The sequence below is a fragment of the Streptomyces aureoversilis genome, from assembly GCF_042657885.1.
Classification (GTDB): Bacteria; Actinomycetota; Actinomycetes; order Streptomycetales; family Streptomycetaceae; genus Streptomyces; species Streptomyces aureoversilis.
The window spans coordinates 50350-66461 of record NZ_JBHSKJ010000030.1; the positions used below are offsets into that span (position 1 = coordinate 50350).

Below are 16112 nucleotides of genomic sequence, written 5' to 3' on the forward strand. Positions count from 1 at the left end.
CTACGTCAAAAACTGGAAAGGCTGGCGCGCGGCACGCGTAGCACCGGGGCGCGTGTGGCGGGGGCAAGCGGACCGGTCGACAGTGCCGCCGATTTCGTGCGGCAGGCCGGCCGGCTGTGCCAGGCCTTTCGGAGCGCCACCGCCCCGTGCAGAGCTGCTCCAATGACGAGTTAGCTACTGGGGGTAGCAGGCATATGACGAAGAAGACGCGACTGCGTGTCGCGCGCATAGCCGCCGGCGCGGTCGTCGCCGCGGGCGCTTCGCTGACTGCCGCCGGCGCGGCATCAGCCGCCGGCGTCAACGTCCAGGTCGCGGGTGTCGGTGTGAAGGCGGGCGTCCACAGCGTCGCCTCCCCCGACGACCCCGACCAGATCCCGCAGCCGCCCACCTCGGGCGGCAGCACCACGGGCACCACCGGTTCCACCGGCACCACCGGCACCACGGGTGAGACCGGCACTACCGGTTCCACCGGCACCACGGGTTCCACCGGTACGACCGGCAGCACCGGTTCCACGGGCACCACCGGCTCTACGGGCACCACCGGCAGCGTCGGCGGCGGCTCGGGCGAGACCACCGGCAGCTCGGGCACCACGGGCACCACCGGGTCCACCGGCACCACGGGTTCCACGGGTACGACCGGCAGCACCGGCTCGACCGGCACCACGGGCTCGACGGGCTCCACCGGCACCACCGGCGAGACGGGCAGCACCGGCTCCACTGGCAGCACGGGTTCCACCGGCTCCACCGGCTCCACGGGCTCGACCGGTTCCACGGGTTCCACCGGCAGCACCGGTTCCACGGGTTCCACCGGCAGCACCGGCTCCACGGGCTCGACCGGCAGCACCGGCTCCACTGGCAGCACGGGTTCCACCGGCTCGACCGGTTCCACGGGCAGCACCGGTTCCACCGGTAGCACGGGCTCCACCGGCAGCACCGGCTCCACCGGCGAGACCGGGAACACCGGCGGTTCCTCCTCCGGCTCCGGTTCCACCGGCTCCGGCTCCTCCTCCACCGGCGGTGGCGAGGGCAGCACGGGCGGCGACCAGAGCGGCACCGCCGCCACGGGCGGTTCCGGCAGCGGCGGCAGCGACTCCGGCGACCAGGGCAAGGTCTGCCCGGTCGACACCAGCAGCAACTGCGGCAACAACGCCGACCCGGACAGCGCGGGCAGCAAGCCCGTGCAGCAGGCCAAGCCGAAGGAGCAGCTGGCCGAGACCGGTGCTTCGCAGACCGGCTTCCTGGTGATCGGTGCCGCGACGATGATCGCGGGCGGCGTCGGCTTCCGGCTGCTGCCCCGCCTCATGACCCGCGGCGCGGGCGCGGCGGCCTGACCTCAGGCCTGAACGACGCCGGCTACGCAGGCGTGCAAAGGGCCCGGAGCGCTCAGCGCTCCGGGCCCTCGTGCATCCTTCCGGCGCGTACGCACGTGAGCGTGCGACTACCCGGCGAATCCGTGTGCGAGCACGGCCACCGCCACCAGCGCCACCAGCAGGGCGATCAGCGCCGCAGGGGTCAGGCCGGCGAAAAGGCCTTCCTGGTGCTGCAGCCGCTCCCTGCTGGCCCGGCACACCGGGCAGCGGCCCTCACTGACGGGGCCCGCGCAGTTGGCGCACACCAGTCGGTCGCATGTCATGCGATCTCCTCCTCCGGTACGTCCAACGCGCTGGGGAGCCGTCCGGTTCCCCCTACCACTGTGCCAGCTCCCGCGCCGAACGGCGCGTGCGGGCCGATTGTCCTCGTTTTGTCCCCGAACATGTCGGTAATAAACGCGCCGACCCCCTGCGCTGCCTGCGCGTGCACGGCTCGTTCGCGTATGGTCACGCACACCGAACGGAAGCGCCCCCGCGGGCGGTCCGTGCCCCCTATCCAGGTCGACGCGTGGTGCACTCGTGATCCGATTCGACAACGTCTCCAAGTCCTACCCGAAGCAGAACCGTCCGGCGCTCCGTGACGTCTCGCTCGAGATCGAGAAAGGCGAGTTCGTCTTCCTGGTCGGGTCCTCGGGTTCCGGCAAGTCCACCTTCCTGAGACTGCTGCTCCGCGAGGAGCGCGCGAGCACCGGGCAGGTGCACGTGCTGGGCAAGGACCTGGCCCGGCTGTCCAACTGGAAGGTGCCCCAGATGCGCCGCCAGCTGGGCACGGTCTTCCAGGACTTCCGGCTGCTGCCCAACAAGACCGTCAGCGAGAACGTCGCCTTCGCGCTGGAGGTGATCGGCAAGCCGCGCGGGGAGATCCGGAAGGCCGTCCCGCAGGTGCTGGAGCTGGTGGGGCTGGGCGGCAAGGAGGACCGCAGGCCGGGCGAGCTCTCCGGCGGTGAGCAGCAGCGCGTGGCGATCGCCCGGGCGTTCGTCAACCGCCCGATGCTGCTGATCGCCGACGAGCCGACGGGCAACCTCGACCCGCAGACCTCGGTGGGCATCATGAAGCTGCTCGACCGGATCAACCGGACCGGGACCACGGTCATCATGGCCACCCACGACCAGCAGATCGTGGACCAGATGCGCAAGCGCGTCATCGAATTGGAAAAGGGACGCCTCGTACGCGACCAGTCGCGCGGCGTGTACGGCTACCAGCACTGAAAGGACGCCATGCGCGCCCAGTTCGTCCTCTCGGAGATCGGCGTCGGTCTCCGCCGCAATCTCACGATGACCTTCGCGGTGATCGTCTCCGTGGCCCTCTCCCTGGCCCTCTTCGGCGGGTCCCTGCTCATGCGCGAGCAGGCGAGCACGATGAAGGGCTACTGGTACGACAAGGTCAACGTCTCCATCTACCTCTGCAACAAGACCGACGCGGAGTCCTTCCCCTCCTGTGCCAAGGGAGCGGCCACGGAGGACCAGAAGAAGGAGATCCGCGCCGATCTGGAGAAGATGGGCGTCGTCCAGAAGGTCGAGTTCGAGACGGCCGACGAGGCGTACAAGCACTACAAGGAGCAGTTCGACAAGAAGTCGCCGATCGCGGGCTTCGTCACGCCGGACCAGATGCAGGAGTCCTTCCGCGTCAAGCTCAAGGACCCCACCAAGTTCGAGGTCATCTCGACCGCCTTCTCGCAGCGCCCGGGCGTGCAGATGGTGCAGGACCAGAAGGACGTCCTGTCGAACCTGTTCAACCTGGTCAACGGCATGAACTACGCGGCGCTCGGGGTGATGGCCCTGATGCTGGTCGTGGCGCTGATGCTGATCGTCAACACCGTCCGGGTGTCCGCGTTCAGCCGCCGCCGGGAGACCGGGATCATGCGGCTGGTCGGTGCGTCCAGCTTCTACATCCAGATCCCGTTCATCATGGAGGCGGCCTTCGCCGGGCTGCTGGGCGCGGGTCTCGCGTGCGTGCTGCTGGTCAGCGGGCACTACTTCCTGGTGAACAACTGGCTGGTCGACCAGATCGACCTCATCCAGTTCATCGGCTGGGACGCGGTGCTGGCCAAGCTCCCGCTGGTGCTCGCGATCGGGCTGCTGATGCCCGCGCTGGCGGCGTTCGCGGCGCTGCGTAAGTACCTCAAGGTGTGACGTGCGCCAAGGGTGCCGTACGGTCAACTCCCCGTACGGCGCGCCTTGGTGTCCTAGACTCACGCGCATGCCCGGCCCGTCGATGTTCCATCCGCAGCGCCGCGCCCGCCGGGGTGCCGCGCTGACGCTGGTCTTCGCGGGCGTGCTGGCCACCGGCGCCGCGGCCGGCTCCTGGACCCCGCAGGGACAGGACGGCCGGAAGGCGACGGAGGCCCGCGCGGCCGCGCGCACCGCGGCGAGACCCGCGGACCGCGCCGTCGCGGATCCGGGCGGCGGCGCGGGCGCCCCCGTGGACCACGCGGAGGTCGAGGCCGCCGCGGCGCGGGCCGTCGAGGACGGCCGGTCCGGCACCGAAGCCGCCGCCGAGGTCGTCGGCCGCAGCGGCGACCGCTGGAGCGCCGTCTACAGCGCCCGCGAGTACGAGGGCCTGGAGCGCGCCCTGGACGGCGCCTACATCGGGGTGGGCCTCTCCGCGCGGCGCCGCGGCGACGGCCGCACCGAGGTCGACAGCGTGCGCCCCGGCAGCCCCGCGGACCGCGCCGGCCTCCGCTCCGGCGACCGGCTGCGCACCGTCGACGGAGCGCCCGCCGACGACCGTCCCGTCACCGACGTCGTCGCCCTGCTGCGGGGCGACGGCACGGCCCGCTCCGCCCCCGGCACGCCCGTGCGGATCGAGGTCGAGCGCGCCGGCCGCAGCTGGACGCGCACGCTGTACCGGGAGCGGCTGGCCACCGAGAGCGTGGCGGCCGAGCACCTCCTGCGGGGAGAGGTCGCGGCCCTGAGGATCAAGGTCGGTTCGTTCACCCGGGGCACCGGCGACCAGGTGCGCGCCGCGGCCGCCGCGGCCCGGCCCGGCGAGGGCATCCTGCTGGACCTGCGGGGGAACTCGGGCGGCCTGGTCGGCGAGGCGGTGCGGGCCGCCTCCGCCTTCCTCGACGGCGGGCTCGTCGCCACCTACGACGTGCACGGCAGCCAGCGCTCCCTGGAGGCGCGGGCCGGCACGGTGACCGCCCTGCCGCTCGTCGTCCTGGTCGACGGCGGCACGATGAGCGCGGCCGAGCTGCTGGCGGGCGCCCTGCAGGACCGCGGCCGCGCCGTCGTCGTCGGCTCGCGGACCTTCGGCAAGGGCTCCGTGCAGATGCCGAGCCGCCTCGCGGACGGCTCGGTCGCCGAGCTCACCGTGGGCCACTACCGCACCCCCGCCGGCCGCGCCGTCGACGGCCTGGGCATCGCCCCGGACCTGCTGGTCCACGGCGATGCCGAGGAGCGGGCCCGCACAGTATTGAGTGGCCTCGGGGGCGGGTCCTAGTGCGAGAATGGCTGCGCTATGGCTAAAGAGAAGAAAGAGACACGCAAGTTCGTCGCGCAGAACAAGAAGGCGCGGCACGATTACCACATTCTGGACACCTACGAGTGCGGCATGGTGCTGACCGGCACCGAGGTGAAGTCGCTGCGCCAGGGGCGCTCCTCGCTGGTGGACGGCTTCGTGCAGATCGACGGCGGTGAGGCGTGGCTGCACAACGCCCACATCCCCGAGTACACCCAGGGCACGTGGACCAACCACAGCGCGCGCCGCAAGCGCAAGCTCCTGATGCATCGGGCCGAGATCGACAAGCTCGCCTCCAAGTCGCAGGAGACGGGGCACACCATCGTGCCCCTGGCCATCTACTTCAAGGACGGCCGGGCCAAGGTCGAGATCGCCCTCGCCAAGGGCAAGAAGGAGTACGACAAGCGGCAGACCCTGCGCGAGAAGCAGGACACGCGCGAGTCGAACCGGGCGATCGCCGCGGCGCGCCGCCGGCAGCGGGCCTCCGCCGCGCGGCACTAGCGGACCGTGCGGGTCCGGCGGCGGTAATACGCTGGCACGGTCGTACGTCGGTCGCGTACGATGAAGACAGCACACGGGGTGGTACCCGGTGCGCAGATTGAACTGTGCTTGATAATTAAACACAGCAACATGGGGATGATCGGTTTCGACAGCGGATGTCGAAGCAGGGGAAGCGTGTCGAGGAAGCGGCAATGATCTCGTAAACCATATGTCGCAACCAATAATCGCCAACACCAAGCGCGATTCCTTCGCCCTCGCTGCCTAAGTAGCGACTTGCGAAGTGTCAGCCCGGGGCTGTTCCCGACCCGGATCCTGGCATCAGCTAGGGAACTAAACCACTAGGCCCGGTCACGGGGCCTGGTGGGAAATCAAACAGTGACTGAGCCCGTCGGAGACTTGTTCGCGTGATCTCCGGGGCCGAGAAAATCGCAGCGGACTGCACACGGAGAAGCCCTGATTCTGCACCGTTGGACGCGGGTTCGATTCCCGCCATCTCCACTCATCCCATGTGGGCGAAAGCCCCCGGTCCTCGGACCGGGGGCTTTCGTCATGTTTGGCGCCGACGGGCAACCGATGGGCCCGCGAGGCCCTCTTTGTCGGTGACGCTCCATGGCGAGGGGGTGGTGGCCCGGTGAACCGGATGCGCACGGCGGTGGCCGCCGTGCTGGCTGCGGGGGCCCTGTGGCTCGCCGGCGGTGCCGGCCCGGCTCTCGCCGACGAGGGTGACGACGGCGACGGCGGGGTGCACCTGCTGCTCAACAGCGCCTACGACAACCGTCCGGGCGAGCTCGTCGACATAGAGGTGCAGGGGATCCGCACGCGGGGCGACGTCACCGTCTCCTCGCCCGTCTTCCCGCGCCCCGTCCGGCTCGCCCTCCGCGACGACGGCCACCACGCCCGCCCGGCCATCGCGATGACCACCGAGCCGGGCACGTACCCGCTGACGGTCCGGGCCGGCGGCCGGGTCGTGGCGGAGGAGCGCGTCGAGGTGAAGCCGTCGGAGCGGCCGAGCTTCTCGGTGACGTCGCCCGGCGAGGTGCTGCGGCCGGGGGAGCGGCTGTGGATGTCGTACGACGGCCTGTACCCGGGCGAGACCGGGCGCTCCTTCGCCGTCTCCTCGCGCGCCTTCCGCGCGCCGGTCCGCCTCGCGCACGATCCGTCGAGCACGGACTGGAACAACCCGCGGCTGTTCTCCGGCGCCGCCGAGCTGCCGCCGGGCACCCGCGACGGGACGTACAAGGTCACGCTGTACGGGCCGGGCGGCCGCGTCGTCGACGAGAAGCCGCTGGTCGTCCGTGCCGCGCGGCCCGGTGACCGCGACTACGTGGGGCGGGCCCGCGGGCCCGCGTTCTTCGGCGCCTCGGCCGGGACCGGCCCGGAGGCCGCCCGCACCCGCGGGCACCGGGTCCCGGCGGGCGGCACCGTGAACGTCCTGTGGCGCGACCGCTCGCCCGATCCGGGGGAGGAGGAGCGGCTGACGGCCACCTCTCCGGCCTTCGAGCGGCCGGTGCGGCTGCGGCGCGACGACAGCAAGGCGGCGGACGGGGACGACCCCCGCTACTTCGCGCCCGCGCGGATCCGGCGGGGGCTCGCCCCGGGGAGCTACGCGGTCACCGTCGCCAGCCACCACGGGCGGGTGACCAAGGTCGCGAAGCTGCAGGTCACCGCGGCGGCCGCGGGCCCGTCCGGCCGGGGCGCCGGGGGCCCGGGAGGCTCCGGGACCTCCGGGACGACCGTGGCGTACGTGGCGGGCGGCACGACGGCCGGGGTGCTCGCGGCCGCGGGCCTGGGCGTGCTGCTCAGGCGGCGGGCCGCACGGTGAGGGCGGGCCGCCCCGCGAGCGCCCGCCGTCCCGCCGTCGCCGCGAGCAGCGCGGTCGCCGCCGCCCCCGCCGGCACCGCGTAGCCCGTGGCCCCCAGGTGCTCGACGGCCCAGCCGCCGGCCGCCGAACCCGCCGCTATGCCCGTGAGCAGGCCCGTCACGGCCAGCGTCATGCCCTCGTTCAGGCTGCCCGGCGGGGTCAGGCCCTGGACGAGGTTCATGCCCGTGACCATGGTGGGCGCCGTCGCCATGCCCGCCAGGAGCAGCGCCACCGCGAGGAGCGGCAGCCCGCCGCCCGCCGCCGTCGTCAGGAGCGGCAGCAGCGCCAGGGCGGCCATCGCCGCCAGGCAGCGCGGGAAGCGGGCGGCCGCGGGGGACGACGGGCGCGTCAGCCCGTAGAGCAGGCCCGCCGCGCACGAACCCGCCGCCTGCAGGGCCAGGACGGCCCCCGCGGCCGCGCGGTGGCCCTGCGCGTCGGCGAAGCCGATGGTCACCACCTCCAGCGAGCCGAACAGCGCGCCGGTGCAGACGAAGACGACCAGGATCGCGGCCAGTCCGCGGTTGCCCCGCAGGGGGGAGCGCCGCTGCAGGGGCGCGGCGGATATGGGGGGCTCGGTGCGCTTCTGCGCCGCGAAGAGCACCGCGCCCGTCAGGAACATCAGCGCGGCGGCGAGTGTGCCCGCCTCGGGGAAGAAGGACGTGCACAGGAACGTCGCGAGGACCGGGCCGAGCATGAAACACGCCTCGTCCGCGGCCTGTTCGAAGGCGTTCGCGGTGTGCAGGGCGGCCGGGTCGGCGCGCAGGAGGTGCGACCAGCGGGCGCGGGACATCCCGCCCGTGTTGGGGGTGGTCGCGGTCGCCGCGTACGCCGCGAACAGGGTCCAGGCGGGGGCGTCGAAGTGCACGCACAGCACCAGGGACAGCGAGCCCAGAGAGGCGAACGCGGCCGCCGGCACGGTGACGCGGGCCTGCCCGTGGCGGTCCACGAGCCGGGCCGTCCACGGGCCGGTCAGCGCCGTCGCGGCGAGGCCCGTCGCGGTGACGGCACCGGCCAGCGCGTACGAACCGCGCTCGGCGGAGATCATCATCACGGCGCCGACGCCGAACATGCCCATGGGCAGCCGGGCGAGCAGGTTCCACGCCGTGAAGGCACGGGTGCCGGGGAGGGCGAACAGGCGGGCGTAGGGGTTGGAGCGGGGCGAGGGCATGGGGTTCAGCCTCGCGGCGCCCGGGCCGCGCGGTCCAACACCCGATCGCTCGCCATTCACGCACTTCTGTTGTTGACTGCCGTGCGTGCCCTACGACATAGAACCGCGCCTGCTGCGCGCCTTCGTCGCCGTGGCCGAGGAGCTGCACTTCACCCGTGCCGCCACCCGGCTGTTCACCGCCCAGCAGGCGCTCAGCCGCGACGTCCGCCGGCTCGAAGCGCGCCTGGGCAGCGAGCTGTTCGCCCGCACGACGCGGCAGGTCACGCTCACCGCGGAGGGGGCGCGGCTGCTGCCGTACGCCCGGCGGGTGCTCGCCGCGCACGAAGAACTCGACGCCGCCTGGGCGCGCGAGGAACGGCCGCTGATCGTGGACTGCGCGGCCACGGTCGGCACCGGGTACCGGGTCCTGACCGCCGCGCGGCAGGCCGCGCCCGAGCACGAACTCGTGGCCCGCTTCCACAGCGGGCTCACCGGCGCCGCCGGGGAGATCCTCGCGGGGCGGCTCGACGTCTCCTTCGGGCGGATCGCGGGCCTCGACCCGGCCGTACGGGCGGAGCTGTCGCACTGCCCCGTGCGGTACGAGCCGATGGCCGTGCTCCTGCCCGCCGGGCACCGGCTGGCCGCCCTGCCCGAAGTGCCCCTGGACTCCCTCGCCGGCGAGACGCTCTACGCCGCGGCCGGCAACCCGGCCACCGCCGAGTGGACCGACCTCGCCGAGCGGCTCTTCGCGGGGCGGGGCATCGGCATCGCCGCGCCGTTCCCGGAGATCGAGGGGAAGGGGGAGTTCGTGCGGGTCGTACGGCGGCGGGGGTGGTCGGTGCTGGCGAGCGTGGAGTTCATCGAGGTCCCCGACATGGTGCTCCGCCCCCTCGTGGACCCCGTGCCGCTCTCACCCGTCTCCATGGTCTGGCGCCGCGGCCTCCGCCACCCCGCACGCGCCGCCCTGCAGACGACGGCCACGACCCTGGCCGCCCACCACGGGTGGCTGACCCGCCCCCGGGCTTCGTGGCTACCGCGCCCGGACGAGGAGCTGATGACGGCGTAGGCCGTCAGGCCGGGTCCGGCACGGCACCGCCGGGCTGCGCCGTGGGGGTTGCTCGCCGTTGCGGCGGGGCGACGGCCGGGTGCCGGTAACTGTCGCCGCGGCAGCGGCAGTGAGCCTGGCCGGGCTGCCCGGTAGCTCCTTCCGCCGCGGTGGTGTTCAGCCCCCGCCGGGGTGTCCGGCGGTGCCGTGCTGCCGGTGGGTCCGGCACCGCCGGGCTGGGCCGTGGGGTTGTTCGCCGTGGTGGCGGCAACAAGTGGTTGTGCTGTCGGCGACTGCCCCCGCCGGGCGGGTGGCCCGTGCCGGTGAACTGCCTCTGGGGCGAGGGGTTTCACGGGCGCCTGCCGCGAGGCACTCTGGTGGGGTGGTGACGGGCTTCGCTGACCTGAGATTCGATGCCGGGCGGCTCTGTCTGGATCTGGTGGCCACGGTCGGCGGCCGGTTCGGCGACGAGCCGGTCGAGCGGCTCGACACCCCCGACCGGCTGCGGGACTGGCTCCTGGCCTCCGGCGCCGTGCCGCCCGGCACCCCCCTGACCGCCGTGGACGCCGCCTGGCTGGCCCGCGTCCGCGCGGTCCGCGACCTGCTGCACCGGATCGTGCACGCCGAGGTGGACGGCCGGGCCGCCGATCCGGACCTGGAGCGGGTGAACGCCCTCGCCGCGACGGCGCCGCCCGCGCTGCGGGCCGTGCGGGCCGAGGACGGCACCCTGGTCCGTACGGTCGCCGCCGCGCCCGACTGCGGCGCCGTCGTGGGCCGGATCGCCCGTGACGCGGTGGAGCTGCTCACCGACCCGGCGGCGCGCGGGCAGCTGCGCCGGTGCGACGGCGAGACGTGTTCCCTGGTCTACCTGGACACGTCCCGCGGCCGCCGGCGCCGCTGGTGCTCCAGCGAGGTGTGCGGCAACCGCGAGCGCGTCGCCCGCCACCGCCGCCGCGCGGTCAACGCGCGATGAAGACGTAGTCCGCCCGGTAGGGCACGGCCGCCTCGGGCTGCCGCTGCGGGTCGCAAGGGCCGGCGGGGGCGACGCCGCCCCGCGTGTTCAGCCGCAGGATCTCCGCCGTGGAGGCGAGGACGCCGGTCCTCGCGCCGGACGGGGTCGCGCGCAGGGCGAGTTCGGGGATGTTCCCGTCCCCGTTGGGCGTCTTGGCGACGACCTCGCCGGTGACGGCGGAGCGGTCGGGCGCGATCCACTGCGGGTCGCCGCCGGGCCGTACGAAGGAGTGGGCGATGTTCCCCCCGAGCGTGGCGGAGACACCCTCCTGGGTGAAGGCGAACCCGCCGCCGTCCTGCCGGGTGCACGCGTAGATCTGGCGGCCTTCGACGACGGACGCCCGCACGCTCTTCACGGCGGTCTTCAGGTCGAGCGCCCCGCTCAGCCGGTGCACCTGCCCCCGTACCGCGCCACCCGGGAACTCACCGGTGTGCAGGTTGAAGTAGAAGCCGCCGGGACCGGATTTCAGGGCGTCCAGGAGCTTGCGGTCGGTGACCTTCACCGTGCCGGTGGCGCTGCTCCGCCCGTCGGGCAGCTTCTTCGCGAAGAACGGGATCCGTACGTCGCCGTTCTCGCCGCGCTCGCCCCGGTGGAGATGCGCGGCGGTGGGCGTGGCGACGCCGCGGAAGGTGAAGGCGAAGGCCACCTCGTCGCCCTGCACGCGCAGGAAGGCGAGGGCCCGGCCGTCCTCGTCGCCGACGGCCTTGCCGTCCGCCGCGGGCACCTCGTTCGCCCCGTCGAGGCTGCCGGCGAAGGAGACGGCGTCCTGCCGGACGGACGCGCGGCCGGACCCGCGGCCCGCCCCGTCGCCGTCCTCCCCGCCGTCGCCCGGCACCACGGCGAAGGCGATGCCGATCCCCGCGGCGACGGCCGCTGCGGTGGCGGTGGCGACGACTGCCCTGCGCTTGCCGAAACGGTTCACGGCGAACCTCCCCGTACGGAGCCGCTGCCCCCTGCACCGGCTGCTCGGGCTGTCGTACGGGCCCGTGCCGTTCCCCCGTTCAGCGGGGGGGCCGAGACCTGCGTCACGCGGCCGCCGCTGAACGCCGGCGCCGTTCCGCCCGTACACGCCCGTACGCCTCCGGACGGCCGGTTTCCTTCGCCGGATTTCCCGCCCCGCGGTGAACGGGGCGCACGCCCCGCCCGTATCCATGGCCGGAGGACGCCGCCGGAAGGCCCGGCAGGAACGGAGGCCACGCGCACTGACAGTGAACACCGACGCGCGCTATCGACCAGGGGGAAGGCTTGCGCAAGGATGCCGCCGTGGCTGACAGGACGAGTCCCGACGAGGCCCTGATGCGGGCGCTCTACGACGAGCACGCGGGCCCGCTCCTCGCCTTCGTCCTCCGGCTGGTGGACGGGGACCGCCAGCGCGCCGAGGACGTCGTCCAGGAGACGCTGCTGCGCGCGTGGCGCAACGCCGACCGGCTGCGCGGGGCCCCCGGCTCCGTACGGCCCTGGCTGGTGACCGTCGCCCGCCGCATCGTCATCGACAACCACCGCAGCCGGCAGGCGCGGCCGCGCGAGGTCGACCCCGGGCCGCTGGAACTCGTCCCGGCGGCCGACGAGATCGACCGGGCCCTGCGCCTGATGACCATCAACGACGCCCTGGGCGACCTGACGGAGGCGCACCGGGAGGCGCTGATCGAGACCTATTTCAGGGGACGTACCGTGAGCGAGGCGGCCGAGGTGCTGGGCGTGCCGGCGGGGACCGTGCGGTCCCGGGTCTTCTACGCACTGCGCTCGATGAAGCTCTCGCTCGAAGAACGGGGAGTGACGGCATGAACCGGCCGGCACCGGACCATGAGCAGCACACCGAGGTGGGCGCCTACGCCCTCGGCGTCCTCGACGCGGCGGACGCCGCCCGCTTCGAGGAGCACCTCGCCGGGTGCCCGCGGTGCGCCGCCGAGCTCGACGACCTGATGGGCCTGACCCCGCTCCTCGCGGACCTCAAGGAGTCCGCGCCCGGCCCGGAGGCCCTCGCGCCGCGCCCGGACCCGGCGCTGCTCGACCGCCTGCTCGCCGGCGTCACGGCCACCCGCCGGGCGCAGCGCACCCGCCGCCTGTGCCTGGTCGCGGCCGCCGCCGCGCTGATCGTCGCGGGCCCGCTGGTGGGCGCGGCGGTCTTCTCCGGGGAGGCCCCGGACCACAGCGGCGTGAGCGCGGCCAAGCAGATGTACGAGGACGGCGAGAAGATCGGCGTGGTCGACCCGGCCACGAAGGTGGATGCGACGGTCTCGCTGCAGCCGAAGGCGTGGGGCACTCACGTGGCCCTCCGGCTGTCCCACGTCAGAGGCCCGCTGACCTGCGATCTCGTCGCCGTCGGCAAGGACGGGGAGCGGCAGACGGTGACGACGTGGGCGGTTCCGCCGGGCGGCTACGGCCTGGAGGGGAACGACAAGGGCGGCAAATGGAGCAAGGAGCCGCTGTACACCCACGGCGGCGCCGCACTGAACCGGAGCGATATCTCCCGGTTCGAGGTGCGGACACTCGACGGCAAACTGCTCGCGACCGTCAAGGTGTGACCAAAAACCCTTCAACCCCGATGAAAACAGTCATGTACCGACAGGTGCGCTCAGTACCCCTGTTCGCGTACGGTTGACGGCTGCCCTAGGCACAGCAGAAGGGGGCTTGGGTGGCCGCGCAGAACGCCACGCACGCGCAGGTGGCGACCGGACCGCAAAGTGAGCCCGACGGGGTCCGCGACCGCGAGATCGGTACCGAACAACAGCATCTGGACCGGGTCTACCGGCGTCTGGAGGAGAAGATCCACGAGGCCGAGTTCCTCATGGACGACGCCGCCAAGCGCGGGCAGGTCGGCACGCCCGGCGCGCTCGCCGAGCGGGACGCCCAGGTCTTCCGCGCCGGGGTGCACCTCAACCGGCTCAACAACGAATTCGAGGACTTCCTCTTCGGCCGCATCGACCTGCTGCTCGGCAAGGACGGCAAGAAGGGCCCCGACGGCGCCTACACCTCCGTCGAGCCCGCCGACGACGCCGTCCGCGGCGACCGGGCCGAGATCGCCGAGACCCTGCACATCGGCCGCATCGGCGTCCTCGACGCCGACTACTCCCCGCTGGTCATCGACTGGCGGGCGCCCGCGGCCGCGCCCTTCTACCGCGCCACGCCCGTCGCGCCCGGCCGCGTCGTCCGCCGCCGCGTCGTCCGCTCCAAGGGCCGCCGCGTCCTGGGCGTCGAGGACGACCTGCTGCGCCCGGAGCTGATCGCCACCCTCGGCGGGGACACCCTGCCGGTCGTCGGCGACGGCGCGCTGATGGCCGCGCTCGGCCAGGCCCGCAGCCACACGATGCGCGACATCGTCTCCTCCATCCAGGCCGAGCAGGACATGGTCATCCGCGCGCCCGCCGCGTCGGTGACCGAGGTCGAGGGCGGCCCCGGCACCGGCAAGACCGCCGTGGCCCTGCACCGCGCCGCCTACCTGCTCTACCAGGACCGCCGCCGCTACGCGGGCGGCATCCTCGTCGTCTCCCCGACCCCGCTGCTCGTCTCCTACACCGAGGGCGTGCTGCCCTCCCTCGGCGAGGAGGGGCAGGTCGCCATCCGGGCCGTCGGCTCGCTGGTGGACGGCGCCGAGGCCGACACGTACGACGAGCCCGCCGTCGCCCGCGTCAAGGGCTCCTCGCGCATGCTCAAGGTGCTGCGCAAGGCGGTCCGCGGCGCGCTGGAGACCGCCGGCCCGGCCGGCCCGCCCGACCGGCTGCGTGTCGTCGCCTTCGGCGCCCGCATCGAGCTCGGCGCCGAGGACCTCAAGCGCATCCGCAACACCGCCCTCGGCGGCACCGCACCGGTCAACCTGCTGCGCCCGCGTGCCCGCAGGCTGATCCTCGACGCCCTGTGGTCCAGGGCCGGCGGACCCAAGCGCTACACCGACCCCGAGCTGGCCGCAGAGGCCCGCTCCGCCTTCGACGAGGACATCACCACCGAGGACGACTTCCTGGCCTTCCTCGACGCCTGGTGGCCGGAGTTGACGCCGCGTCAGGTGCTGGCGGGCATGGCCGACGAGAAGCGCCTCGCCCGCTCCGCGCGCCGGGTGCTCAACCCGCGCGAGACCCGGCTGCTGGCCCGCTCGCTGCGCCGTCTGGACGCCGCCGGGCGCGGCCCGCTGTCCGTGCACGACGTGGCCCTGCTGGACGAGCTGGAGACGCTCCTCGGCGCCCCGGCCCGCCCGAGGAAGCCGCGCGAGTACGACCCGCTCGACCAGCTCACCGGGCTGGAGGAGCTGATGCCGCAGCGCTCGGAGTCGCGCCGCGAGCGCGCCGAGCGCCTGGCCGAGGAGCGCCGCGACTACGCGCACGTCATCGTGGACGAGGCGCAGGACCTGACGCCCATGCAGTGGCGCATGGTCGGCCGCAGGGGCCGCACCGCCACCTGGACGATCGTCGGCGACCCGGCGCAGTCCTCGTGGTCCGACCCGGACGAGGCCGCCGCCGCCCGCGACGAGGCCCTCGGCGCCCGCCGTCGCACCCGCTTCCGGCTCACCGTGAACTACCGCAACCCCGCGGAGATCGCCGAGCTCGCGGCCAAGGTGCTGGCGCTGGCGATGCCGGGCATGGAGTCCCCGGCGGCCGTCCGCTCCACGGGCGTCGTGCCGCGCTTCGCCGTCGCGGGCGCCGCCCTCGCCCCGGCCGTCCGGGCCGAGGCGGAGCACCTGCTGGCGGACGTCGAGGGCACGGTCGGCGTGGTCGTGCCCATGGCCCGGCGTGCGGAGGCCCGCGGCTGGCTGGCCGGGCTCGGCGACCGGGTCGTGGTGCTGGGCAGCCTGGAGGCCAAGGGTCTGGAGTACGACGCGACGGTCGTCGTCTCGCCGGCCGACATCGCCGACGAGTCCCCGGCGGGCCTGCGGGTGCTGTATGTGGCGCTGACCCGCGCCACCCAGCGGCTGACGGTGCTCTCGGGCGAGCGCGACGACCCGGACGCGCGCGGGGTGCCGGACCTGCTGCGGGACTGAGGCCGCGCGGTACGGGGGTCGTTCCGCGGGTCCGCGGTACTCGCGGGGCGGCTGCGGTAAGAGGGGCCGCGGTACCGGGAGGGCCGCGGCAACTCCGCCGACCGGGCGGTGGAACGACGCTCCCGGGGGCGAACTTCCCCTGGCGGAATGACTTCCCGGGGCGGTTTGTTAGCCTGGGTGTGGCACCGGCTCGATCCAAGCCCCCGGGCCCAACCTTAGTCGCTTCGAGCGACCACTTGCCGCGAGGCGAGCATGGCGGGTCGGTGTCATCAGCGTCCCGGCGGGCGCCCTTCTTCCGAGGGGCGCCCGTCGGCGTTTCCGTGCCGGGCGCGGCCGGCCGTGCCTCGATGGCCTCTTGCGTTGCGGAACTTTATTTCCGAAATTCATCCCTGGTTACCGCCTACCCGTCGGTAGGTGGGACGATCGTTACTTGCGCTCCCCAGGTCGGAGTCCCACCGGCCCGGCGGTGCGCGCACCAGCGAAACAAGGGAAAGCAGAGGAAGTCGGCCATGGCAACGGCGCCTAGCGTCTCGTACTCGATGACGGTCCGGCTGGAGGTTCCCGCCGGCGGGACCGCGGTCAGCCAGCTCACCACGGCCGTGGAATCCTCCGGCGGCTCGGTGACCGGCCTTGATGTGACCGCTTCCGGTCACGAGAAGCTGCGGATCGATGTCACGATGGCGACGACTTCGACCGAGCATGCCGATGAGATCGTGGAGAAGCTGCGCGGTATCGAGGGTGTCGTTC

At 73.4% G+C, this 16112-nt stretch carries 15 protein-coding genes and 1 other RNA gene; 13 read left to right on the forward strand and 3 right to left on the reverse strand.

Annotated elements, in window-relative coordinates; genetic code table 11:
- Positions 1-194 precede the first annotated feature (194 nt).
- A complete protein-coding gene (locus ACFPP6_RS34110) occupies positions 195-1331 on the forward strand; it encodes a hypothetical protein (RefSeq protein WP_382050533.1) in 1137 nt (378 codons plus the stop codon).
- Between the two features lie 107 nt (positions 1332-1438).
- Here the strand turns inward: ACFPP6_RS34110 and ACFPP6_RS34115 are convergent, their stop codons facing one another.
- Positions 1439-1633, reverse strand: a complete 195-nt coding sequence (locus tag ACFPP6_RS34115; RefSeq protein ID WP_382050535.1) for a hypothetical protein — start codon at positions 1631-1633, stop codon at positions 1439-1441.
- Between the two features lie 256 nt (positions 1634-1889).
- On the opposite strand from ACFPP6_RS34115, the gene ftsE reads away from it, so the two are divergent.
- From ftsE to ACFPP6_RS34145, 6 genes are all read left to right on the forward strand, one after another.
- Complete coding sequence (gene ftsE, locus ACFPP6_RS34120) at positions 1890-2579, forward strand: cell division ATP-binding protein FtsE (protein ID WP_058044227.1); 690 nt, start codon at positions 1890-1892, stop codon at positions 2577-2579.
- A 9-nt stretch (positions 2580-2588) separates the two neighbouring features.
- Positions 2589-3503 carry a permease-like cell division protein FtsX gene (gene ftsX, locus ACFPP6_RS34125; RefSeq protein ID WP_382050537.1) on the forward strand — a complete coding sequence of 305 codons (915 nt, stop codon included), beginning with the start codon at positions 2589-2591 and terminating at the stop codon, positions 3501-3503.
- A 67-nt stretch (positions 3504-3570) separates the two neighbouring features.
- Entirely contained in the window at positions 3571-4812 is a 1242-nt protein-coding gene (locus ACFPP6_RS34130) for a S41 family peptidase (RefSeq protein ID WP_382050539.1), read from the forward strand.
- Between the two features lie 18 nt (positions 4813-4830).
- A complete protein-coding gene (smpB, locus tag ACFPP6_RS34135) occupies positions 4831-5331 on the forward strand; it encodes an SsrA-binding protein SmpB (RefSeq protein ID WP_382050541.1) in 501 nt (166 codons plus the stop codon).
- A 131-nt stretch (positions 5332-5462) separates the two neighbouring features.
- Positions 5463-5832: a transfer-messenger RNA gene (gene ssrA / locus ACFPP6_RS34140) on the forward strand.
- A gap of 139 nt (positions 5833-5971) precedes the next feature.
- A complete protein-coding gene (locus tag ACFPP6_RS34145) occupies positions 5972-7153 on the forward strand; it encodes a hypothetical protein (RefSeq protein WP_382050556.1) in 1182 nt (393 codons plus the stop codon).
- Here ACFPP6_RS34145 and ACFPP6_RS34150 read toward each other — a convergent pair.
- On the reverse strand, positions 7131-8360 hold the full coding sequence (locus ACFPP6_RS34150) for an MFS transporter (RefSeq protein ID WP_382050543.1): 1230 nt from the start codon (positions 8358-8360) through the stop codon (positions 7131-7133). The two genes, ACFPP6_RS34145 and ACFPP6_RS34150, sit on opposite strands and share 23 nt — an antisense overlap.
- 85 nt (positions 8361-8445) lie before the next feature.
- On the opposite strand from ACFPP6_RS34150, the gene ACFPP6_RS34155 reads away from it, so the two are divergent.
- Together ACFPP6_RS34155 and ACFPP6_RS34160 are read left to right on the forward strand one after the other, a co-directional pair.
- Complete coding sequence (locus ACFPP6_RS34155; protein ID WP_382050545.1) at positions 8446-9405, forward strand: LysR family transcriptional regulator; 960 nt, start codon at positions 8446-8448, stop codon at positions 9403-9405.
- Between the two features lie 364 nt (positions 9406-9769).
- A complete protein-coding gene (locus ACFPP6_RS34160) occupies positions 9770-10357 on the forward strand; it encodes a CGNR zinc finger domain-containing protein (protein ID WP_382050548.1) in 588 nt (195 codons plus the stop codon).
- On the opposite strand, the gene ACFPP6_RS34165 is transcribed toward ACFPP6_RS34160, so the two are convergent.
- Positions 10344-11318: a CHRD domain-containing protein gene (locus ACFPP6_RS34165; RefSeq protein WP_382050550.1), complete on the reverse strand. Its 975-nt coding sequence runs from the start codon at positions 11316-11318 to the stop codon at positions 10344-10346. The two genes, ACFPP6_RS34160 and ACFPP6_RS34165, sit on opposite strands and share 14 nt — an antisense overlap.
- Positions 11319-11692: 374 nt before the next feature.
- Between ACFPP6_RS34165 and ACFPP6_RS34170 the strand changes: the two genes are divergently transcribed.
- From ACFPP6_RS34170 to ACFPP6_RS34185, 4 genes are all read left to right on the forward strand, one after another.
- A complete protein-coding gene (locus tag ACFPP6_RS34170; RefSeq protein ID WP_245700604.1) occupies positions 11693-12181 on the forward strand; it encodes a sigma-70 family RNA polymerase sigma factor in 489 nt (162 codons plus the stop codon).
- Entirely contained in the window at positions 12178-12921 is a 744-nt protein-coding gene (locus ACFPP6_RS34175) for an anti-sigma factor family protein (RefSeq protein WP_382050552.1), read from the forward strand. The genes ACFPP6_RS34170 and ACFPP6_RS34175 overlap by 4 nt, the downstream gene beginning before the upstream one ends.
- Positions 12922-13031: 110 nt before the next feature.
- A complete protein-coding gene (locus ACFPP6_RS34180) occupies positions 13032-15365 on the forward strand; it encodes a HelD family protein (protein ID WP_382050554.1) in 2334 nt (777 codons plus the stop codon).
- 509 nt (positions 15366-15874) lie between these two features.
- Positions 15875-16112, forward strand: a 238-nt coding sequence (locus ACFPP6_RS34185) for an ACT domain-containing protein (protein WP_465269387.1), incomplete at its 3' end; no start/stop codon positions are given.